Source organism: Spirochaetota bacterium, assembly GCA_017999915.1.
GTDB lineage: Bacteria > Spirochaetota > UBA4802 > UBA4802 > UBA5550 > RBG-16-49-21.
Map to the genome: position 1 here is coordinate 37,149 of JAGNKX010000023.1, position 23,292 is coordinate 60,440.

Consider the following 23,292-nt stretch of genomic DNA (forward strand, 5'->3'; position numbering starts at 1 on the left):
ATTGATCACAAAGATAGGATTTTGAAGATAATCGACAGATAGTTATCGGTGATTCCAGGGGTTAGAGCCGTATGGATCCGATAGTTATCGGTATTCCGGGGGCGGGGCTGATAGTTATCCCCAACTTGTGCGGCCTGCTGCCGCAGTCGGGATAAAATCACTTGAGAAACCCCGCCATCCCGACGAAACATAACCCATACAGAAAAACAGATAACAATCACCTCAACGGAAGTACCTATGAAAGCAATCATCACCGTTGTCGGCAAGGATCGTGTCGGCATCATAGCTGCCGTGAGCGCCAAGCTGGCCCAGTGCGGCGTCAACATCCTCGACATCAGCCAGACCATCATGCAGGAGAACTTCACCATGATGATGTCAGTCGACCTGGCGGGAAGCGGCGTGTCCCTGAAGGAGCTCAAGGCCCAGCTCGCCGAAATCGGCTCGTCCATGGGCCTGGTTATCAACATCTACAACGAAGAGCTCTTCAATACAATGCACCGGGTGTGATCCATGAACCAGCACGAAGTCATCGAAACCCTGAAAATGATCCAGGAGGAGAAGCTCGATATCCGCACCATCACCATGGGAATATCCCTGGGGGATTGCGCCGATGGCAACGCGGAGAGATCGTGCGCGAAGATGCGTGAAAAGATCGGCCGCTTCGCCGGCAGGCTCGCAGCCGTGGGAGACGAGATCGAGGAGACCTACGGGGTCCCCATCATCAACAAGCGGATCGCTGTGACACCAATCGCCCTTGTCGCCGAGAGCTCCGGCGCCGCCGACTACCTCCCCTTCGCCCGGGCCCTTGACGAAGCCGCCCGCGACGCTGACGTGAATTTCATCGGCGGCTTTTCAGCCCTGGTCCACAAGGGGGCGACCCCCGGGGACCGGAAGCTCATGGAGTCCCTTCCGCGGGCCCTCTCCGAAACGGAGCGGGTGTGCGCGTCGGTCAACGTGGCCACGTCGCGCTCCGGGATCAACATGGATGGCATCAGGACCATGGGGAGGATCATCAAAGAGATTGCGGCCGCGACGAAAGAGAGCGGCAGCGTCGGGTGCGCCAAGCTCGTGGTCTTCGCCAACGCGCCGGAGGACAATCCCTTCATGGCCGGCGCCTTCCACGGCGTCGGCGAGGCGGAGGCGGTCATCAACGTGGGGATCAGCGGCCCCGGCGTGATCAAGAGCGCCCTCGAAAAGATAAAAGGGAGCGACCTGGAAACCGTGGCGGAAACCATCAAGCGGACCTCCTTCAAGATCACCCGCGTGGGCCAGCTGGTGGCCCGGGAAGCGGCCCGCCGCCTGGGCGTTCCCTTCGGCATCGTGGACGTGTCCCTGGCGCCGACGCCCTTCGTGGGAGACAGCGTGGCCTACATTCTGGAAGAGATGGGTCTGGAGCGCTGCGGCGCGCCCGGGTCCACGGCGGCCCTGATGCTCCTGAACGACGCGGTCAAGAAGGGCGGCCTCATGGCCTCCTCCTTCGTGGGGGGCCTCTCCGGCGCCTTCATCCCGGTGAGCGAGGACCTGGGCATGATCGAGGCCGCGGAACAGGGGGCCCTCACCATCGAGAAGCTCGAGGCCATGACCGCGGTCTGCTCCGTGGGCCTTGACATGATCGCGGTGCCGGGCGACACAGACGCGGACACCATCGCGGCCATAATCGCCGACGAGGCCGCCATCGGCGTGGCCAACAACAAGACCACGGCCGTGCGCATCATCCCCGTCTTCGGCAAGAAGGCCGGCGACTCAGTTGAATTCGGCGGGCTCCTCGGCAGGGCACCGGTCATGCCGGTGAGCCGCTGCAGCCCGTCGCTCTTCATCGCCCGCGGCGGCAGGATACCGGCGCCCCTGCAGAGCTACCGGAACTGAGATCGCGCCGGGAACGGGCTCCCACAATCAGAGCCGCCCGCTCACCTCGGCCCACACGTCCCTGATGTCCATAGGCTCAAACTTCTTTTTCGCGAACTCGCGCCTGCACAGCTCATAGATGGCCCTGTTATAGGGCGCATCGATTTTGTGTTTCTCCGCAAGGCCTACCATGTAGCCGTTGATCGTCTCCAGCTCCGAATCATGGCCGCCCCTCTGGATGATGTCCTGGGCCATGCTGCTCATGACCATCTTTTTCGCGTTCTTCCTGAACATGGGCCTGGTGATGAACTGCGGCATGGTGGCCCCGAGCTTCATGAGCAGCCAGGGGGGCATGCCGCCGATCTTGCATTCGTGGTAGCCGGCCGCCTTGGCGATCCGCGTGCCTTCGTAGAGCAGATTGGTGAGGAGCTTTTGAAATATACTCTCGTCCGAAACCGGCCTGAAGCCGTGGCCGATAAGGGTGGTGAGCGAATTGGTGAGATTGATGATCACCTTGGAATGGGCCGCGTCCTGGAGGTGGTCGACCACCACCGTTTCGACGCCCCTGTTGAAGACGCCGGCGATCTGCCGCATCTCTTCCATGAGCTCGTTATCCCTGGTGCCGAACACAAGGGGCCCTTTTTTCTGGTAGCCCACGACGCCGGGTTCGTCGAACCAGGCGTTGTACCCGATGACGCAGTAGATGACCTTCGAGAAATACTTCGGCAGTATCGTCTGGTTTTCGACGCCGTTCTGCATGGCGATGATGACCGGCCTGTCCCCGGCCTTGTCCCTGATCGCCCTCGCCACCGCATCAAGGCTGAAGTTCTTGACCCCGATGACTATCACGTCGGCGTCCGCCGCCTGGCCGATATCGTCGATGACCTTCACCCTGACACTGGTTTTCTGGTCTTTTTTATTCTGCTCAAAGAGGGTGATCCCCTTCTCCTTCATGATTTTTGCCACCTCGCCCCGGTCGAGGAAATAGACGTTCCCATGATGCGGCGCTATCCAGCCGCCGACGGACTGGCCGATGGCGCCGGCCCCGAAAAATACGATCTTCATGTCTTTGTTCATGACAGCCTCCCTATTTATTTAGTTCTTCGAACCATGCCTGGGTTTTTTCGTTATATAAATCAAAACAGCTGGACATGTGCTCCGCGTACCGCGTCTGGAAGGGATGCTCTTCAATTTCAAGGTCCCGCAGCATTTTCGCGGAGGCAGTGCCGCCAATCTCGATATACATTCTGTCCGGCTTCACGTCTTTTTTGAACAGCAGGTTCATGTGTTTGTTGACATTGAAAGATGCCTTGAAATTCGTTTCGCTTTGCAGCAGTCTTCCATTCAACCGTGAATACAAATTGGATGTTTCATTAAAACCTGTGGCTGTTCCGTTCACCGGTACCCGGATTGTTAAATACGGTTCCCCGCTTTTTTCATAGGCGGTAGTGACGCAGTCACTGCCTTCTTTTCTTATATCAATCTGCTGGGTGACCTTGGGCAATCCCCATATCTTATTTCCCCTCACCTGGTTTTCGTACGATGTCACCGGCATACCGGCGATATAATAACCGAAATGCCTGAACTTCATGATCATAGGCAGCAGCGGAGGACTTAACTTTGCGTTCACCATTACCGGAATGGCCATGGCGATTTCATTATAAGGGGGGACGCTCATCACATTTTTATATTCATAGCATGAAAATGCTATCAGTGACCGGCCCCTGGTGATCCTGACCGGTTTTATTTTTGGATGCAGCTCTTTCGCGACCAGGGTTTCGGCTTTTTCATAGGAACAGAGAAAAATCCCTATGGCGCAGGTAACATCGCCATAGAATGTAGGGAACAGGTAATCCTTTGATATCTTTTCAGTTAACTGTAACGGCCTGGCCGCTTTTCGCAGGGTAAATTGTTCAAAAAATTCATTTTTAAAAACATGGCTATGCCCATTATCGAGCAAAGATGCTGGTATATCAAATGTCGGCTTCATGCGGTTCCTCCCGATTATTATTTATTCATTAGTTTAACATTGTTCATATAATGACCACTGGTCATCTATAGTTAAAAAAATTTTGAAGCTGGAACCAATAATGACCACCGGTCATTATCTATCAAGTAAAAATTGGTTCACAATTAAAAAATCTTTTCATGAAATCTTCGAGCATAAGTTTAGCCTCGGATTTGCTATCAATACTCTCCTCGATGATAAGGCGGTAGCAGATATCAAATATCGTGCTCATCAGCACCTCTGAATAGGCATCAAGCTGGGTTATGGGATATCGTTCATCGAGGTTAAGGAAATTCAAAATAACCTTGGAAAAGGCGGAGATCGTTTTTTTGAAATAGGGATATTCCCGGTGGGCATTCATGTTCTTCCTGAGCTCAATCAGGAACATCCTGTTATTATTGAAGTACGCTAATACCGATTCCGCAATATCGGTAATCCTGGGAAGGTCTTTATTCTTAACGATAATCTCTTCAAAAAACTCTTCGCCGAATTTTTCAAAAACAGCATTTATTAAATCATCTTTATTCTGAAAATATAAATAGAAGGTCCCCTTGGCAATACCGGCCCTTTTGACAATATCATTAACGGACGTATCGGTTACGCCCCTTTGATTAAAGAGATCAACAGCGCATTTTTTTATCATTTCACGGCTGATGTACTTCTCGTTCTTATCCTCGATATGTTTTGTGCTATTCCGCATTATATGACAATTACCGCAGGCCGAAGACATTCCGTCAAATATATTTATTGAATTGCAAGCCTCACGCCCCCGAGGTGCGTCAAGACCCATGCCCTATCGAAATGGGATGGCAAGCCGGAAGAAACTCATTAATAAAAAACCCTCTCCATTTAATGGAGAGGGTTCGTAAAACGCGGGTAAGGATGTATCGAGTGTAAAGGAAAGCCTATTCCCGGTACAGCGCCATGATCCGGTCCTTGTACTTTTCCGTGACGATACGGCGCTTTACTTTCATGGTCTGGGTCAGCATCCCGTTTTCAAGGGTAAAGGGCTCTGCCACAAGGAGGAATTTTTTCGGGATCTCGTAACCGCCATATTTCTTTTTCAGGTTTTCCAGCACTTCTCCGGTGATCATGGCCTTAACGGATTCATTCTCCACCAGGAACGCCGGGTCCTTTGCAAGATTGTTCTTCTCCGCGAAGCCCTCGAGGGCCGCGAAATCAGGCACGATGAGGCAGACATTGTATTCGCAGCCGGCGCCGTGGACCATGGCGTTCTGCACGTAATGGTTCAGGCAGATATCCTCCTCCATTGCCGCGGGGAAGACGTACTTCCCGTTGATGAGCTTGAACTGGTCTTTTATCCGGCCTGTTATCCAGAGGAAGCCGTCCTCGTCCAGGCGCCCCCGGTCGCCGGTGCGGATGCCGCCGTCCGGCGTCATGATCTCGGCGGTCGCCCCCGGCTTGTTGTGGTATCCCTTCATGACGTTGGGCCCGTATACCACGATCTCGCCGTCCGTCGCGCCGGGCTCCACCACGGACCGGTCGATGACCACCCTGATCTTATCCAGGGGCCTGCCGACGCTTCCGATCCTGTAGCGGGTCGGCGTATTGCCGGTGATGCCCGGGGTCGTTTCCGAAAGGCCGTACACATCATAGAGGGGAATGCCGATGTCGAAAAAGAACTTCGAGATATCCGGATTCATGGCGGCGCTGCCGGTGACCGATCCCTCCAGGCGGCCGCCGAAGAGGTCCCGTATCTTCTGGAACACGATCTTATTGATAAGGTTGAACTGGAAATTCGCGATGGCGCTCGATTTCCCCTCCTCGGCCAGGGCGCGTCTCTTCTTTGCCGCCCTGACGCCCATGTCGAAGAGAACCTTTTTCGCGCCGCCGGCGTCATTGACCCTGGTGACGATGGTGTCATAGACCTTGTTGAAGATCTTCGGCACCGATATGAGGAAGGTCGGCCTGATCTTGGCCATGTCCTCGACGATGGTCGCCGGGCTCTCCAGAAAGCCGAGGGATCCGCCGACCGCCGTGAAGGTGTGCAGCTCGCCGAGGCCGTAGCAATGCGCCCAGGGAAGATGGGACACGGTGCGGTCATCCGGGTTGAAGTTGGGATAGGCCACCACCCGCGCGTGATGGTTGCTGGTCCAGTTCCCGTGCATCAGGAGTACGCCCTTCGGATCTCCCGTCGTCCCCGAGGTGTACACGAGGACGGCAACGTCCTCCGGGGCGGGACGGACCGCCGCCACCGGGTTCTTCTCGCCGATCCGCTCGAGGGCGGCCATGGTGTTTTCACCGTCGCCCCTCAGGAGATAAATCTTCTCAAGGGTGTTGATCTTCGAGGGGAAGTCCTTCACCTTTTCGTATATCTCCGGTTTCGAGACGAAGAGTATCTTCACCGCGCTGTCCCTGATTATGTATTCCCACACGTGGACGAGCTCCGCCTCGTACATCGGCACGTACATCGCGTTGATGCCGGCGACTGCGAAATGCCCCACCGCCCAGTCGACGCAGTTATTCGCGATGATCCCCACGGCATCGCCTTTTTTCAGGCCGATGGCCGCCAGGCCGCCCCTGAGGTTGTCGATGCGACGTCCCATCTCGCGGTAGGTGACCCATTCATAGTCGCCGTCCCTGTTCTTGGTCCCCAGGCAGGGCCTGTCGGGATACTTTTTCACGCTCTGCTCAAAGAGATCGACCAGGTTATCCGGTTTGGTTAAGTTGAACTTTTCAAACATGTTCTATTTCCTCATTCCATGGTTTAATGTATAAAAACGCCTGCTTTAAAATCCCCTATGCAATGCCAGTGATGAACAACAAGAAGATCAATGTCCCTCAATAATTATGAATTTAGTTCATAACACCGAACATCGATCAATACATTGACCAAAATTCATCCATGGTGGTTAATTGTCAAGAACGATGATTGATTTATTATTGAATTATTAAAAAATTGAGGATTAACTGACGTCCAATAATTCAAATGTACACTTTTTACTTAGCGATTGATAAAACGATTCACCAGGTCCAGGTGATTCCGGTTCAGACAGGGGAGACCATTTTATGGAAGCCAAAGAGGTTGTGTTTACGGTAGCGGCTTGGGAGCTCAAGGGTATCCGCCACCCGGAAGCCTTTGCTCCGATATATGGCTATGGCGCTTTCGTTGTTGATCTCGGCATATAGGGACACCAGCGGCAGCCCCAGGCGCGCGCTTTCCTCGAAGGCGTACTTCAGCATGGCCGATGATAGACCGCGGCCGCGGTATTCCGGGTAAACAGCCAGGGCCTCGATGTACAGCTCGTCCTCGCAGAGGGCGGGCATTCGTCGGCCCAACCGGCCCCGCAGGATCATTTTAGGAAGCGCGCCGTACCCCGTGATGGCGATGATATCACGGATATGGCGTCCCACATTCCTGTTCATGGACTCATGATCCTTTCCCGGAAACATGCCGATGGCGCCCTGAACGCCCCCGAGGGACTCGCACACATGATAGTATTGCATCGACGAGAAGGTCTCCGGCGCGTCAAACAGCAAGCTGTTTATGGCGAAGGCTCCCTCATCATCGCAGGCGAAAAAATATTTATACACGTTGGGGCCCGCCATCACGTGAAGCCTGCTCACATCGTCCCGGTCGCGCGATTCCGCCCTGCGTATATTCATATGGTCACCGCCAGTCAGGAATTTCAGCCATCATCGACACAACAGTTAAATACAGGGGAGAGCCGCAATAGAAATGGCAAGAATAATTTTCCCCGACCTAAACCCGGCCGGGCAATGGCAAAAAACCTGCAATGCCCGCATATAATGTAATTGACGCCGGATCTATCAATTTACTTACATTATGGATACATCCTTATTAAGGACATTTCAAGGGATCATCCCCGTTTGTTTTTTTTTGGGGCTCCCTTAACATTTTGCGAAATACTTTTTCTTATTACGGTAGCGCCGTCGAGGGAATAATGTCCATATCGATGACGGATTTCACCCCGCGACCGCGCCCGAAATTATACGGGATTTCATCATGCACGGATATGTAACGAGAACAAACATCGCCGCCATTCTTACCGCGGCAATCATCGCGGCGGCAGGCTGCGTCGAGCCGCAGCAGATGCCCGCCAATGAGATCAAGGTCGTCATCTTGGGCAACACCAGCCCCGCCTCCCCCTTTACCGGGTACGCGGAAAAACTGGAGTACGTATACCAGGCCATCAACCAGGAAAACCCGATGATGGTCATCCACACCGGCAACATCATCCACGGCGGCGTCGAATCGATGGGCATCACCAGGAAGGATATCAACCGTCAATACGAGATCTTCCAGCAGCAGAAGAAAGTGCTGCGCCCCATCATCTATATCCTCGCGGGCGAGAAGGACCTGTACAACAAATCCCTTGACCTGTTCAGGCAGTACACCGGGGAAAAGCTCTACTATTCCTTTAACTACGGCAACATCCATTTCATCATCCTTCATGTTCTTTCGAAGGACCACCGCGTCGAAGGGGAGCAGATGAAATGGCTCCTTCGCGACCTGGAGGTCAACCGGTACGCCGCCGCCATATTCGTGTTCACGCACTACCCGGTGCTGTCGTCGCCGCAGAGCGGCATACGGTACCAGGGCGGCGACGAGATCCACAAGCTCTTTGTCCAGTACCCGGTCAAGGCGGTCATATCGGGGAGCGTGAAAAACAGCTACGACTTCGAGAAGGACGGCATACGCTACGCCGCGGCGGGATGCTACGGCTTCAATTACGAGGACTGGCACTGGAGCTACAGCCAGTATTATGTCGCCGCCTATGACGGCGCCAGGTTCACCCTTAAGGGGGTCCGCGTCAATTTCCCCGGCAACGCCTACCGGCCCAAGATCATGAAGGACGATCCTGAGAAAAAAAATTGACACCCCGGGAAATCTGATTAACCATGGGGCCCGGGGGCGTCCGACGCGCCGCGCCGCCCAGACACCAAATCATCAGGGAGAACGACATGGCCTCCAAAATGAGCCTCACGGACATTCATGACACCATCAGGGAACTTACGCTGATCGAATCCGAGCTTGAGCGCAACATCAACACCACCATGTGGATCAGCGACACCCACGGCGCCGGGGAGCGCTTCACCACGATCCTGAAGGGACGCTTCGGCCTCATATGGAGAACGGCCCAGGAGGCCCTATCGAAGAATTTCTCCAATGAAAAGCTCGATTATCTCGACAAGGTCATCCAGAGCGAGCGGTACCTTCCCGTAAGCGACGGGTTCTCCATGGAGCGGCAGGACGTCATCTCCGCCCTGGTGAAAATAATCCGCTACAAGGTCGAGGACATCACCGATTTCGACCTGATCAGGTCGGACATCAACATGGACCTGAAGGTCGTAATCGAAAACCTCATCCTCGGCTTCCATGTCCCCAACCTCGTGTATGAAAACGAGTTCATCGCGGACAAGGTGATCACGGCCGTGGCGAAGATCGTGAAGCAGGTCATCCTGGGCCAACTGGTGGTCCTGGGCGACGTCTTCGACCGGGGGGACGAGCCGGACAAAATTCTCCGCATACTCATGAGCCCGTCGATCCGGCCCTACGTGAAGTTCGTCTGGGGCAACCATGACATTCTCTGGATGGGCGCCGCCGCGGGCAACAAGTCCCTCATCGCCGAAGCTCTTCGCATCAGCGTGCGCTATGACAACCTGGCCTTTCTGGAGCGCCTCGGCATCAACCTGGACAAGCTCAAGGCCTTCGCCGAAAAGCTCTATCCCGGCCAGATCACCGGCCTCTTCAAGGCGAAGATGGAAATATCCAAAAAAATGGAAAAGACCCTGGCCATGATCCAGTTCAAGCTCGAGGAGAAGACCATCAAGCAGTTCCCGGAGCTGCAGATGGAATCGCGCCTGAACCTGGAAAAATTCGTTGAGATGCTGAAGAAGAACGAGACCGAGGGGCTCACCGACACCCACTTCCCGACCCTTGACCTCGACAGGCCCCTGGAGCTCACGCCGGAAGAGGATGACGTGATCAACGACCTGGTGCGCCAGTTCACCTCGAGCCCCAAGATCAAGGACCTGATGAAATACCTTTTCGAGGACGGCAAGCTCTCCCACATCAACAACTACATCCTGAACATTCACGCCCTCATCCCCAGCACCGAGGAAGGGAAGTTCGACAAGCTCTTCGGCAAGAAGGGCCGCGAGCTCCTGAATTACATCGAGACCATGGTGAAGAACGTGGGGCGGCGTTATCTCGAGGGAGCGGAGCAGGACCCCTTCGAGCTCGCGGTGATGTTCTACCTCTGGTGCGGGCCGAAATCGCCCTTCTTTGGAAAGCACGCCATGAAGACCTTCGAGCGCTACTTCTTCAAGGACAAGGCCACCCACAAGGAAAAGACCCTGCACTGGGGCGAAAACCTCAAGAAGAAGGAGTTCATGGACCTCATCATGGAGGAGTTCGGCGCGGAGCGGATCGTGTACGGCCACACGCCGGTGGACATCCTGAAGGGTGAAAAGATCTCGTCCCCGGACGGGCGGTCCATCAACATCGACGGCGGCTTTTCCGAGGCGTACCTGGGCCGGGGCCATTCCCTGATCCACACGCCCTACTCGCTCTATGCCATCATCCTGCCGTCCCTGGACGAGATACGGGAGGCAAAGTACGCGAGCCTCAAGTTCGAGGAGATTGCCAAGTTCGAAAAACCGGTAAAAATCAAGGACGTATTCAAGGGAACCGAGCTTCAAAAAAGGCGGGATGAGCTTCAGAAAAAACTCCGGGATTATATGAAAAAAACACGGTAACTCCCCCATTTTCCAAAAGTGCGGTTGCTCTGACCCCAGGATTGAATACTGGATACTCGATTGAGTCAGGGTGGATGAATTAATTCCTTAAATTTCTCTTTTTTTATCATTTTTTAATAATCGCTAAAATATTTTATTGTTGAAATTTATTAGACAGCGTTCAAATTAGACAGTGCGGGGTGAGACTTAATGGCTACGACCATCACTGTCCGGATCAAATTCTTCTCCGGTATCGACAAAGATCTTAAATTCGAAAATTACAATCCAGCCGAAGGAATGTCCCTGAGCATTCCCTCGGGAAAACGGCTCAAATTTGCCCTGAAGACCGCGGGCCTGACCCATTTTTCCAGTTACGCCTATTTCAGAAGCGGTGAACGAATCAGCACATGGACCAAGCTGAAAGACGGGGATGAAGTATCATGCCTCAGGCCGGCGGGGGGAGGCTGATTTTTCCCCGGTTCCGCTATTGCCGCTCCTTTTAATTGATCGTCGCTCCTTGAGTGGATATATATGTACTGCACGTATCTGATTACTATCATACCAGGAGAAGAACCATGCAAGAAGTTGTCGGCACCAATAACAGAATGCTGGAAATCGATCTCACCGCGAAAAAATTCCAGATATCGGAAGTAAACAATAAGGACCTTGACCTCTATCTTGGCGGCAAGGGCCTGGGGCTCAAGCTCCTCTATGACCGGATGGAACCGGGCGTGGACCCGCTGGGACCGGACAACATGATGGTCCTCAGCATGGGTGTCCTCATGGGAACCGGCGCGCCCTGCTCCGGACGCTTCGAAGCTGTCACCAAGTCTCCCCTCACGGGCATCATGAGCTCCGCGTCGTGCGGCGGTCCCTTCGGCATGGCGGTCAAGACTTCGGGCTGGGACGTTATAATCATAAAAGGCAAATGCAGCGAACCGACCTACCTGTATGTCGATTCCAAGGGCGCGCAGTTCAGGCCGGCCAGGGGGATATGGGGCAAGGACACCCAGCAGTCGCAGGCCGTGCTCCTCAAAGAGGGGGCCGGCGCCCTGGTCATCGGCCCTGCCGGGGAGAACCTGGTGCACTTCGCCAACATATGCTCCGGCCACCGCTTTGTCGGCCGGGGGGGCATGGGCGCCGTCCTGGGATCAAAGAACCTCAAGGGGATCGTGGCCAAGGGGGGCGAGGTGAAGATCGTCCCCGCGAACAAGAAGAGATTCCAGAAAGCCAACAAGAAGTTTTTCAAATACATCAACCAGAACGCCATCACCGCCGGCTCATACCGGAACTTCGGCACCAACGCCAACGTTAACCTGTCCAATGCGGCGGGCATCCTGCCGGTGCGCAACTTCACCGGGGGCTCCCACGGCGAGGCGCACAAGATATCCGGCGAGACCATGGCGGAATCCTTCAACACCAAGTATGACACCTGCAAGCCCTGCGCCATCATGTGCGGGCACCGCGGGACGATTCACGGCAAGGACCGCCATATCCCCGAATACGAGACCATCGGCCTCCTGGGATCGAACCTGGACATTTTCGACCCTGCGGCGATATCCGATTTCAACGAGATCTGCACCGAAACGGGGATGGACACCATCTCGGCCGGCGGCACCATAGCGTGGGCCGCCGAAGCGACCGAAAAGGGCCTTATCAAGACCGACCTTAAATTCGGCGACGCAAAGAGCGTGCTCCAGATGCTCAAGGACATGGCATACCGGAAGGGGATCGGCAACGACCTGGCCGACGGGTCGAGGGCCGCGTCGAAGAAATACGGCGGCGAGGATTTCGCCATCCACGTCAAGGGTATGGAAATGGCCGCCTACGACCCGCGGGGATGCATCGGCCACGGCCTCAGCTACGCCGTGGCCAACCGCGGCGCCTGTCACCTCTCCACCAGCCTGATGGTCCTCGAGGCCTACCTGGGCATGGCGAGTCCCAACGCCAGGCGCGGCAAGCACACCATGGTCAAGTTCATGGAAAACGCCTACGCGGCCATGAACTCGCTCCACATCTGCCATTTCACCGCCTTCGCGGTCTTCCTGGAGCCGCCGCTCATCAAGCTCTCGCCCACTCCGCTCCTCTGGGCCCTCACGCAGAACCTGACGACCCTGGCCCTGAACCTGATGGACGTGAGCCTCTGGCCGGAGCTCTGGCACGCGGTGACGGGGAAGCCCTATATCCCCTACCTGAGCATGCTCAGGTTCCTGAAAGCGGGGGAGCGGATTCACGTGCTCGAACGGCTCATGAACACCCGCGAGGGCATAACCGGGAAAGACGACACCCTGCCCCGCCGCTTTCTCACGGAGGGAAGGAAGTGCGACCAGAAGGAGCAGGTGGTTCCCCTTGAAGGCATGGTTAAAAAATACTACCGTGCCCGGGGATACGATTCCAGCGGCATACCCAAGCTGCGGACCCTGAAGCGTCTCAGCATAGCTTTTCAATAACAACCGTCACATCGGCCTGCCGGCGCCCATTGAGCCGGCAGGCCAACAGAATAAACACAAGCGAGGACCGATTATGCAGATACCGGAACACTATGAATTTTTCAACCAGGCCAAAATAATTTCCGGGGCCAAGGCGCTGGAGAATATCCCGTCTGAATTCGAGAGCCTTAACGCCGGCAAGCCCCTCGTCGTCACCGGAAAAAAAATCGACCGGAGCGCCATCAAGAAATTCGTCAAGGCGTTTTATGATTCGAAGATGACCCTGGGCGGCATCTATGACGAGGTCCGCGATTACGCCGGCATCACCCTGGCGCGGGACGCCGCGCACCTCGCGAAGGAGCGGGGATGCGACTGCATCATCGCCCTGGGCAACGGCCCCATCGTCGACGTCGCCAAGGCGGCCAACATCCTCCTCTCCAACAAATCCGAAAACCTGTTCCAGTACATCGACGGGAACACCGTCATCAGCCGGCCCCTCAAGCCGATGATCTACGTTCCCGTGGGCAGCCCCTCCGGCATGGAGCCGACGAACACGGTCACCGTCGACCACCGGAGGCTGGAGTCCGATTTCCTCTATCCGGACATCATCATCATCGATCCCCGCATGGCCCGGGGCCGCTGCCGGCAATGCGCGGCCCGGTCGGCCGTTGTCGCCCTCGCCCAGGGAGTGGTGGGCACCGTCTACCAGAGCAACAATCCCATGATTGACGCCTACGTGTATGCCTCCCTTCAATTCATCGCGGATAACATGGCGACGGCCATCAAGAAGCCCTCGCATAAAAACGCGGCCATGGCCATGATAAACGCGTCGGTCTTCGCCGCCATCGCCTACTCGAACACCGTTCCGGGCGTGGTCCAGCTCCTGGCCGACGAGATGTCTAAATCAACGGACATCGAGGAGGGCGCCTTCATACGCATCCTCCTTCCCCATGCCCTTGCCTACCTGATGCACAAGAAATTCGAGGTACCGGACAGGCTCTACCTTGCCCTCGCGGGAGAAGACGCCTACTCCGCCGCGCCGGCGAAGGAGCGGTCGGTCAGGGGAGTCAACATGGTCCTGCAGCTCCTGGCCCTGACGGGGGACATCCTGCCCGCTTCCCTGAAGGCCCTGAAGATTCCCCGGCACAAGCTGCCGGAATACGCCGGGATCGCCTCGGAAAAAAGCGGCAAGCGCTTCACCAAGGCGGACTGCATGGCCATATTGAACAACGCGTGGGAATAAGGCCCATCCGACAAACACAGAAAGGAGAGACCAATGAACATAAACAAGTATCCTGAAATAAAGCCGGGCACGAAGAACCTGAAAAAGCTGTATGTTGCGATCATGCTGTGGATCGTCGGGAAGGCCATCGAGGCCGGATATAAAGTGGACAAGGTGATCAGGAAGGAGTTCGACGCCCTTCCGGAGAATTTCTGCTTCACCCTGCGCCTCCTGCCGGAGCGCCAGCACCCCGCGTCGATCCTGGCGAAGATCGTTCCCGATTTCATCCAGGACCGGGGATGGCTCCCCATCGGGACGCAGATGATAGTGGGAAAGGACAAAAAGGGAAAGGTCCGCTACATGGGGTCCAATCCCCGGGGGAAGAAGATCACCCTGCACATGAACCTGCGCAATATCGAGGGCGCCATCAAGGTCTTCACGTTCCAGGAATCGACGGCGGTCGCCTTCGCCCACGAGCGCTTCGTGGTCGAGGGAGACCTGCCCCAGGCACTCACCGTGGTGCGGGTCCTCGACATCATCGAGGTCTACCTCCTCCCCAAGATAATCGCGAAACTGGCGGTGAAGAGATATCCGAAGTGGTCGGAGATGTCTCCGCTGAGGAAATACGTCAACCGCGTGCTGGTCTACATCAGGGCTTTCACGTTCTAGCAATGAGCCGGTGCGCAACACAAACACAGAGCAAAGGGGAAATGCCATGATACTTCCGAAATATTCAGAGTTTTGCAGCCGCGTTAAAACGATATCCGGGGAAAAGGTGCTCGAAAAGATCCCCGCCATGCTGGCGGGTATGAACGCGGGCAAGCCGATGATCATGACCGATAAAGGCGTGGTCGCGGCCGGCCTCATCGACATCGTGAAAAAAGCCATGGGCTCCAGGATGAAGATCGGCGCCATTTACGACGGGGTGCCGGTCGATTCCGATTACAAGGTCGTCAACGACGCCGCGGCCGTGTACCGCAAGAAGGGATGCGATTCCCTCATTACCGTAGGCGGCGGATCGGCGATCGATACCGCCAAGGGGGTCAACATCCTGGTGTCCCTAGGCGGGGACAACCTTCTCCATTACGAGGGCGCGGGCTCGGTCAGGAAAAAGCTTAATCCCCATATCGTGATCCCCACCACCTCGGGCACCGGTTCGGAGACGACCCTGGTGGCGGTGGTGGCCATCCCGGAGCGGAAGGTGAAGATGCCCTTCACGTCCTACTTCCTTCTTCCTGATATCGCCGTCCTGGATCCCCGCATGACCAAAACGCTTCCTCCCTTCCTGACGGCACTGACCGGCATGGACGCCATGGCCCACGCGTGCGAAGCGTACTACGGCCTGGAAAAGAACCCGATCAGCGACGCCTTCTCCCTTTCGGCCATACGGAACATCAGCCAGAACCTCGTCCACGTGGTCAAGAACCCGGGAGACATGGCGGGCCGCCTCGCCCTTGCCAACGCGGCAACCATGGGCGGTTCGTCCTTTTCCAACTCAATGGTGAGCATGGTCCACTCCCTGGGACATTCGATCGGCGGCATATGCCATGTTCCCCACGGCACCTGCATGAGCATCCTCCTTCCCTACGGGATGGAGTACAACCTGCACAAGTGCGGCGACGTCATCGGCGAAATGCTTTTCCCCCTGGCCGGCCCGGAAGTATTCGCGGCCACGCCGAAAAAACAGCGCGCCGAAAAGGTCATCGAGCTGATCCGCAAGATGAACCAGGACCTCTATGACGCCACCGGCGGCAGGCACGCCCGCTTTTTGAAGGAAGTCGTGGACAGGAACGGCGCCCAGCTGGTGCCCCAATCGGCCCTGCCCGCCGTTGCCGCGACCACCATGGGAGACGGTTCAAAGGTCTATAATCCCGAGGAGCTGTCCTACGAGGACGCCATCATGGTGCTGGAGCACGCCTATGAGGGCACGCCCCTTGACCGGAAAAAGATCAAGAAGGGCGGCAAGAAGATTAAGTATTGATATATAAAAACGAAGGCGCGGTCTCGAAACCGCGCCTTCGTTTTTTAGGAGATATTCCCTCCCCCTTGATGGGGGAGGTCGGGTGGGGGTGATCAAATACATAAAAAAAATCACCCTCCCCTAACCCCTCCCATCAAGGGAGGGGGAAATGCGATTGTATCAATTTCAATTTATATTTCATTCCTTCTGCAGCGGCTTCAGGTAACGCTCGATCCTTTCTTTTAATTCAACCGCTTTCGCCTCGTTCTTGAGAAGCATGTCGACCTGCTTCTTGCCGCCCGGAAATTTATCGAACACCTCTTCGCGGTCCAGGCGCGCGATGGCGTTTTCGTAATTGGGCATCGACAGCGACTCGGTGAGCTTCACGTCGCCCAGGTGGAACATCTTGATGCCGTTTTTCCTTATTTCGTGAATGAGCTCCTTGCGGCTTATTCTCTTCCGCGTCTGGAGGACGCAGTCGCACACGATCAGGTACGATTCCAGGAAATCCTGCACGGCCTTGGCGAAGAGCACCAGCTCGTCGCGCCGTTCCGGCTGTAACCTGACCCTCCCGTTTGAGCGGGAAAGGGTCCCGCGCTTCTCGAGATACTCGAGGGCCTTCGCGATCGTGGCGGCCGTGTCGAGGTAGCCCTCGGAATAGATGAATTCCAGGGAGAGGAGGTCCGTGAGGTCGTTAAAGGCATCGGCCAGGGCTCCCTCGTCCATTTCGTCGTTTTCGGCGCGGCAGAGCAGGGCCAGGGAGATGAAGATGAGGGGAAGGAAATAATGTATCGTGTTGTTCTTGTAAAAATTGATCCTGGACCGCTCGTTTTGGTTGAGGGTGTAGAGCCCTTCCAGAACCTCGCGGGATCCCTTGTCCACGCCGGCCATAGGCTCCGACACGATGTTGTCCTGCAGGTAGGATTCCAGCACGTAATTGATGATCTCGTCGTAGTTGGCCGCGGCCGCCAGGTGGTCGCTCATCCTGACGCCGGCGTAGGCGCAGTAATCGAGGAGGACGGTGATGCGCTTTTTCAGCATCTCCCTGGTGAAGCCGTGGGCCGATGACTGCAGCATCGCGGCGGAGGTGATGGAAAAGGGCGTGGCCATCACGATCTCGTTGATCCGCCGCGTGATGTGGTGTCCCAGGGAATCGGCCAGGTCCTCGCCTTCCTTCAGGCTGTCGCGGTATTCCCTGTAGCTGAAGGGCTGATTGAAGGAAAGGTACACCTTGCCGTACTTCCGCCGCAGGAGCTTCCGGCTCTTCACGAAGGCGGAGGTCGACTCGGTCTCCTTCTCCTTTCCCTTGAGCTCCATGTGGTACGACGCTTCCTCCAGGATGCGGTCATAGGTGATGGTGATGGGCACGAAGATCATGTCCTTGTTGTATCCCTCATCGACCGCGTCGATGAGGTAGCTCAGGATGCCCATCTTGGGCAGCGAAAGCTTCCCCGTCCTGGACCTGGTCCCCTCGATGAAAAATTCGATAGGGTATCCCTCGCCGATGAGGGTCTTGATGTACTGCTTGAACACCGTGGGATAGAGCTTCAGGCCGCGGAAGGAGCGGCGCATGAAGAAGGCGCCGGACCGCCTGAAGATGGGACCCATGGGAAAGAACGCGAGGTTCTGCCCCGCCACGATATGGGGCGGTATGATCTTGTTTTCGTAGAAGATGCTGGAGATGAGCAGGTAATCGATGTGGCTCTTGTGGCTCGGCACCAGGATCAGGGGCGCCTTCTGGGAGGCCTCGCGCACGAGCTTCAGGTCATCGATGTTGAAATAGATGCCGTCGAATATCTTGGTGAACATGTACTGGACGGACTTGTTGAACCACTTGATGTTGATGATCGAGAAATCGGCGGCGATCTCGCGGAAGTACTTGTACGCCTTTTTCCGCAGCTTGCCCTCCGACTGGTGGTCCGTCTCCTTCAGGGTCCTGATCTCGTCGAGGACGTTCTTGTGGTACAGGACCTTCTCCATCATTTCCTGCTGCGACTTGATGGTGGGTCCCAGGACGGTCCGCTTCTCGTTGTTGTAGGTCTCCAGGAGCCTGTTGCGCAGCTTCCGCGCGATCTGCCGCGGGTCGTCCGCCGGCGACTGGGCGATCTCCTCCTTCAGGTTGATCGGCTGCGGTATGCGCATGAATGCGGGGGTGCCGCTCTTGAACACCGTGAACACGCCGGACAGGAAGCCGCGGTCGCCGGTCGCCCGCGAGGTGATGAGCGCCCTGGTCCGCTCCGGGTTCTGGTTCCAGAACATGATCTGGGGGAACACGTAAATCGGCTCGTCGATGAGCTTCTGCGCCTCCACGAGATACTGGAGCGTGTCGGATTTTATCTCGATGTAGCGCCTGATGAAGAGCTTCCGCGACAGCACAGAAAGGGTGACGGCGCGGTCATCACGGAGCTGTTGGAGAATATAATCGAAATCGTCCACCTTCTCGATTTTCTTCCTGCCGGTGATCTTGTTGAAGAAAGCGGAGGTGGTGTTATACAGGTTTACGACCATCTGGAAGAACGAAGGGGTAAAATCCAGGGCCAGGACGGGAGAGCGGAGCCCGTGCTTCTTCAGCAGGTTCACAAGGATCATCAGGGGGGTGTTGGTACTCTGGAACGACGCGTACACGACCCGTCCCCTGCCATGGTATTCCTGCAGCGTCTTCAGGCTTTCACTGTCGAATTCTATGTTCCGAAAGAACAGGCCATGGATCCTCTCGATGAAGCCGTTGACAGTGGTTTCGACCAGGGAATTCTTTATATACAGCGATCGTACAATTTGAGTCTTATCCATGTTTTACCTCTGCAAAAGTTCATCTTCACTGTTGACTATCTTTACGAACCGGTCAACGCCGGCCATATCGAGCAGTGAAGCCACCCGGGGGGAACAATTAATAAGGGCCAGCTCAATATTACTGTCGATGAGGCTGTCTTTCAGCCTGACCAGCTCCCCCAGACCGGTACTGTTCATGAAATCATGCCTGGACATGTCCAGGGCGACCGTTGTGATCGACGGCGTGATTATCCCGCGAATATCGTCAATGAACACGTTCAAATCCGATTCCGCCAACCGTCCCGCTTTTTCCGGCATGACCAGAACAAGCGCCGCGCCGGTACAGTGATGTGTGAAATCCATTATTAACCTCTTAGTAGTATAAAAAGAATCGGTTGTTACGGATACGATCAGCCGGGTAATACATACAACAATATACTATAAAGAAGCGTGCGACGAACTGTATAAAAGCGCATGTCACCCTGCAAGTATTTTTTTCAATTCTGGATATATATCCAAAATAACATATTTCGTCATAATATCAACATTTAATGATTTATGTATTCCATAAACGGCACCGGGCTGCGGCATCGTTGAATATTTTTTAAAAAAATTTTATTGCAAATATAAATATGCTGTACATTAAATGGATAACAGTCATTTTTGACTGACGGGATGTAGCGCAGCCCGGTTAGCGCGCTTCGTTCGGGACGAAGAAGTCGGGAGTTCAAATCTCCCCATCCCGAAATAAAATCATTCATATTTTTTCAAGGTGTGGTTTATTAATCCTTCTGTTCTTTTGGCAAAGCCGAACATATCAATAATCAAAGCACGGCTCATAACCATGTGAACAATAATGTATGGCGCAACAGGAAAAAACATATATACTCAACGAATCGTTTCCCTCCGATCAAAACAAAAGAAAGGAAATAATCGATTCCCTGTGCCATAAAATAGTCAAGAGCCCTGTCCGCATGGCCATCACCCCGGAAGAATTGTACCTTTCCCTTGACGAAGCCATAACCAACGCCATGGAGCACGGCAATAAATGGGACGTCCATAAAACCATAAACGTCACCGCCTATGCCGACAAAAAGGAAATCCATATCCTCATCACGGACCAGGGCAAGGGTTTCGATACCCGTGAGATCGAGAGCCAGCTTGACAAAAGGGACATTCTGAGCAGCAGGGGCCGGGGCATATTCATCATAAACCAATTCTGCCAGATCACCTGGAACAAAAAAGGGAACCAGGTCGACCTCCATATCAAACGCAGGACCTGATACATCCTTATGACACGAACCTGCTGTGCGGAAATAGCATTGATAGTACAGGCCGTGCAGGCATTACCGGACAGCTATAAAGCTCCCGCGGCCGGGAAGATGTGTCTCGCCGGCATCGCCGATATCTCCGATACCCTGCGGGAGCTGACCGATGTCATGCAGGGGATACACAACGTAATTTCCGGCTTTACCTTCATATCCGATACGATCGGATTCGGCACCATTCTCCTCTTCATCGCGGTCATTGTCCTGTCAGCGGGATATTCCGCCCTGGGGATGCCCCGTGGAAAAGCGTCGTTCTTCTCTTCCCTCGCGACCGCGGACGCCCTCTGGATATTCTGGAAGGCGAGCTTCAGCACTCCACCGTCCGAATACCTGTTTTCAGTCGTCAGGGCGAACCTGATCGTTCTATGCCCCCTTATCATCGCCGCGATCGTCTCATGGGCCGCGCCTTCACTTCAAAAAAAAATAAGCTCCCGCATGTCCTCTCTTTTCCGCAAGAATAAATCGATGGGGCCTTCCGAAGCGGCGGCCCTCATCGACGAATATCAGGAGCGCGGGGCGAGGTTGAACCGGGCGTTCCTGGATGACATCCTCGCGTCGGGCGAAGCCGGGGGAGCGGTGAGCCTGTCCGGGGAAACACTGAAACGATTGGAGGAGCTCGGGGATACACTTAAAAAAATAGACGCCGCCTCACGGTGAGTTCTTCGAACATGAAACAGCTCGGCGGGGTCGTCGCCGGCACCCTGCGCGGCATGCAGTCCCTCTCCGCCAGGCTGAAAGACCGGTCTGTGGAGCTGAAAACCGCCCTCGAACAGAAATAAATGGTCCGCGGCGGCGGGGGAAACGGCACTATTTTATTGACAATATCGCCCGGTGATGCCACTATGAGCGCAGGACCGCCGGGCATCCACGCGGCGGACACATTTACAGGCAAGCGTGCGGACTATGAATATCGAACGTAAAGACAGCGATTTTGAAAGCACCTTCATAATCATGGACGAGCTGATTTCGCAGAACGTCTCGTTTCTGGCCGACGAATTGAACCTCTTCATCAAGAACGACGAGAGGGACGCCATCATCGACCTCAGCTATGTGCGGAAGATCGATTCCGTATCCATCGCGACCCTGATCCGCATCAAGAACGCCCTCGCGGAGAAGGGCAGGACCATGCACCTGGTCAACCCCAACGAGACGGTGCTCCGGGTGCTGGAGCTCTCAGGTCTGGAAAAATTCCTCCTGGAATAGAGGGAGTCATGGAACAACTCGCGCGCAACGACAGGATCAAGCGGAAAGGACCGGTCACGCTCGTCATCATGGACGGCGTGGGCATCGGCAGGGAAAACGAGGGGAACGCCTTCCACCTGGCGCGCACACCCCTCCTGGACCGTTTGATGCGTGACTGCCCTTACACCACACTGAAGGCGCACGGCACCGCCGTGGGGCTTCCGAGCGACGAGGACATGGGCAACAGCGAGGTGGGGCATAACGCCCTGGGCGCGGGCCGCGTCTTCGAACAGGGGGCGAAGCTCGTGTCGCGCGCCATCGAGTCAGGGGCGATCTTCGCCACCGACATCTGGAAGGAGCTGACCGCCGGGCCGGCGAGCCGGGGAGCGGTGCTCCACTTCATCGGCCTCCTCTCGGACGGCAACGTCCATTCACACATCGACCATCTCTTCAAAATGATAGACGCCTGCGCGGCTGCCGGCGTCAGGAATGTGCGGGTCCACATACTCCTCGACGGCCGGGACGTGCCGGAAACATCGGCGCTCCAGTACGTCGACGCCCTGGAAAAGAACCTGGCCGGCCATTGCGGCGCGGGCCTCGACTACCGCATTGCCTCCGGCGGCGGCAGGATGGTCACCACCATGGACCGGTACGAGGCCGACTGGGACATCGTGAAGCGCGGATGGGAGGCCCACGTGCATGGAACGGCGCGCCCCTTCAAATCCGCGAAGGAGGCCATCGAGACGTTCCGGAAGGAAAATCCCAGCGTCACCGACCAGTACCTTCCCTCCTTCACCATTGTCGACGGTAAGGGCCCGGTGGGAACAATCGCCGACGGCGACTCGGTCATCTACTTCAACTTCCGGGGCGACCGCGCCATCGAGATATCCCGCGCCTTCGACGAGGATAACTTCGACAAGTTCGACCGGGGCCGCCGTCCCGCCGTGGTCTACGCCAGCATGATGGAGTATGACGGCGACCTGAAGATACCGAAGAAATACCTGGTGATGCCGCCTGCCATCGACCGGACCATGAGCGAATACCTGGTCCATTCCGGGGTCATGCAGTACGCGATTTCCGAAACCCAGAAGTTCGGCCACGTCACCTACTTCTGGAACGGGAACCGGAGCGGCAAGTTCGACGAGCAGAAGGAAGACTACGTCGAGATACCCTCCGACCGGCTCGAGTTCAACCAGCGTCCCTGGATGAAGGCCGCGGAGATAACCGACGCGGTCATCGGCGCCCTTGACAGCAACAAATATCAATTCATACGCCTCAACTACCCCAACGGCGACATGGTGGGACACACCGGCGACCTGGAAGCGGCCATTATCGCGGCCGAGACGGTGGACCTCTGCCTGAAGCGCCTCCTGAAGGCGGTGGACCGCTCAGGCGGCATCGCGGTGATCACCGCGGACCACGGCAACCTGGACGAGATGTTCGAGGTGAACAAGAAGACCGGCGAGATCGAGCGCGACAAGAAGACCGGCCTCCCGAAGAACAAGACGTCCCACACCCTGAACCCGGTCCCCTTCATCATCTACGACCCGGGCTTCAAAAAAGAATACCGCATATCCGACGTCGTGAGCAACCCGGGCCTGGCCAACGTGGCGGCCACGCTCCTGCTCCTCATGGGGTTTACGCCGCCGGCCGATTACGAGCCGCCGGTGATAGAGCTCGCCTGAATCCGCCATCACAGGAAAATTTCTCTCCGCCTCCATCAAGCGTCCGTGGGCTTGACATTCATCTGTCGGCAATGTATATTATTTTCATCAAAGAAGCGCCAGACGCTCTTTAATACTAAGCAATGCTAAACATCCGCCATT

The 23,292-nt window shown here is 55.8% G+C and carries 20 protein-coding genes and 1 tRNA gene; 14 read left to right on the forward strand and 7 right to left on the reverse strand.

All coding sequences use genetic code 11. The annotated features are described in order from the left end of the window. Positions 1-237: 237 nt before the first annotated feature. Together KA369_22980 and KA369_22985 are read left to right on the forward strand one after the other, a co-directional pair. On the forward strand, positions 238-507 hold the full coding sequence (locus KA369_22980; protein MBP7738854.1) for an ACT domain-containing protein: 270 nt from the start codon (positions 238-240) through the stop codon (positions 505-507). 3 nt (positions 508-510) lie between these two features. Next, entirely contained in the window at positions 511-1,866 is a 1,356-nt protein-coding gene (locus KA369_22985; GenBank protein ID MBP7738855.1) for a PFL family protein, read from the forward strand. A gap of 27 nt (positions 1,867-1,893) precedes the next feature. Here the strand turns inward: KA369_22985 and KA369_22990 are convergent, their stop codons facing one another. The 5 genes from KA369_22990 to KA369_23010 form a co-directional block, all read right to left on the reverse strand. Further along, positions 1,894-2,922: a ketopantoate reductase family protein gene (locus tag KA369_22990; protein MBP7738856.1), complete on the reverse strand. Its 1,029-nt coding sequence runs from the start codon at positions 2,920-2,922 to the stop codon at positions 1,894-1,896. Positions 2,923-2,932: 10 nt separating this feature from the next. Continuing rightward, positions 2,933-3,835, reverse strand: a complete 903-nt coding sequence (locus KA369_22995) for an acetoacetate decarboxylase family protein (GenBank protein ID MBP7738857.1) — start codon at positions 3,833-3,835, stop codon at positions 2,933-2,935. 121 nt (positions 3,836-3,956) lie between these two features. Next, positions 3,957-4,643, reverse strand: a complete 687-nt coding sequence (locus KA369_23000; protein ID MBP7738858.1) for a TetR/AcrR family transcriptional regulator — start codon at positions 4,641-4,643, stop codon at positions 3,957-3,959. Between the two features lie 115 nt (positions 4,644-4,758). Then, positions 4,759-6,558 (reverse strand): long-chain fatty acid--CoA ligase, encoded by a 1,800-nt coding sequence (locus KA369_23005; GenBank protein MBP7738859.1) that lies wholly within the window; start codon positions 6,556-6,558, stop codon positions 4,759-4,761. A 304-nt stretch (positions 6,559-6,862) separates the two neighbouring features. Further along, positions 6,863-7,480 carry a GNAT family N-acetyltransferase gene (locus KA369_23010; protein MBP7738860.1) on the reverse strand — a complete coding sequence of 206 codons (618 nt, stop codon included), beginning with the start codon at positions 7,478-7,480 and terminating at the stop codon, positions 6,863-6,865. Positions 7,481-7,841: 361 nt separating this feature from the next. On the opposite strand from KA369_23010, the gene KA369_23015 reads away from it, so the two are divergent. From KA369_23015 to KA369_23045, 7 genes are all read left to right on the forward strand, one after another. Beyond that, entirely contained in the window at positions 7,842-8,714 is an 873-nt protein-coding gene (locus KA369_23015) for a metallophosphoesterase (GenBank protein MBP7738861.1), read from the forward strand. Positions 8,715-8,800: 86 nt separating this feature from the next. Next, the gene (locus KA369_23020) at positions 8,801-10,597 is read left to right on the forward strand and encodes a fructose-bisphosphatase class III (protein ID MBP7738862.1); all 1,797 of its coding nucleotides are present in this window, start codon (positions 8,801-8,803) and stop codon (positions 10,595-10,597) included. 189 nt (positions 10,598-10,786) lie between these two features. Further along, positions 10,787-11,044, forward strand: coding sequence for a hypothetical protein (locus tag KA369_23025; GenBank protein ID MBP7738863.1), 258 nt, complete (start codon positions 10,787-10,789; stop codon positions 11,042-11,044). Positions 11,045-11,151: 107 nt separating this feature from the next. Continuing rightward, complete coding sequence (locus tag KA369_23030) at positions 11,152-13,026, forward strand: aldehyde ferredoxin oxidoreductase family protein (protein ID MBP7738864.1); 1,875 nt, start codon at positions 11,152-11,154, stop codon at positions 13,024-13,026. Between the two features lie 73 nt (positions 13,027-13,099). Then, positions 13,100-14,248 carry an iron-containing alcohol dehydrogenase gene (locus tag KA369_23035; protein ID MBP7738865.1) on the forward strand — a complete coding sequence of 383 codons (1,149 nt, stop codon included), beginning with the start codon at positions 13,100-13,102 and terminating at the stop codon, positions 14,246-14,248. 33 nt (positions 14,249-14,281) lie between these two features. Continuing rightward, positions 14,282-14,896, forward strand: a complete 615-nt coding sequence (locus tag KA369_23040; GenBank protein ID MBP7738866.1) for a hypothetical protein — start codon at positions 14,282-14,284, stop codon at positions 14,894-14,896. Between the two features lie 46 nt (positions 14,897-14,942). Further along, entirely contained in the window at positions 14,943-16,208 is a 1,266-nt protein-coding gene (locus KA369_23045; protein ID MBP7738867.1) for an iron-containing alcohol dehydrogenase, read from the forward strand. A 177-nt stretch (positions 16,209-16,385) separates the two neighbouring features. On the opposite strand, the gene KA369_23050 is transcribed toward KA369_23045, so the two are convergent. Both KA369_23050 and KA369_23055 read right to left on the reverse strand, forming a co-directional pair. Then, positions 16,386-18,977, reverse strand: coding sequence for a 1-acyl-sn-glycerol-3-phosphate acyltransferase (locus KA369_23050; GenBank protein ID MBP7738868.1), 2,592 nt, complete (start codon positions 18,975-18,977; stop codon positions 16,386-16,388). A gap of 3 nt (positions 18,978-18,980) precedes the next feature. Then, a complete protein-coding gene (locus KA369_23055) occupies positions 18,981-19,319 on the reverse strand; it encodes an STAS domain-containing protein (GenBank protein ID MBP7738869.1) in 339 nt (112 codons plus the stop codon). A gap of 308 nt (positions 19,320-19,627) precedes the next feature. Here KA369_23055 and KA369_23060 point away from each other — a divergent pair. From KA369_23060 to KA369_23080, 5 genes are all read left to right on the forward strand, one after another. Then, positions 19,628-19,702: transfer RNA gene (locus tag KA369_23060), tRNA-Pro, on the forward strand. A 114-nt stretch (positions 19,703-19,816) separates the two neighbouring features. Further along, positions 19,817-20,239, forward strand: a complete 423-nt coding sequence (locus tag KA369_23065) for an ATP-binding protein (protein MBP7738870.1) — start codon at positions 19,817-19,819, stop codon at positions 20,237-20,239. A gap of 9 nt (positions 20,240-20,248) precedes the next feature. Further along, entirely contained in the window at positions 20,249-20,941 is a 693-nt protein-coding gene (locus tag KA369_23070; GenBank protein MBP7738871.1) for a hypothetical protein, read from the forward strand. A 246-nt stretch (positions 20,942-21,187) separates the two neighbouring features. After that, positions 21,188-21,487 (forward strand): STAS domain-containing protein, encoded by a 300-nt coding sequence (locus tag KA369_23075; GenBank protein MBP7738872.1) that lies wholly within the window; start codon positions 21,188-21,190, stop codon positions 21,485-21,487. 8 nt (positions 21,488-21,495) lie between these two features. Further along, on the forward strand, positions 21,496-23,151 hold the full coding sequence (locus tag KA369_23080) for a 2,3-bisphosphoglycerate-independent phosphoglycerate mutase (protein ID MBP7738873.1): 1,656 nt from the start codon (positions 21,496-21,498) through the stop codon (positions 23,149-23,151). The last annotated feature ends 141 nt before the right edge of the window (positions 23,152-23,292 follow it).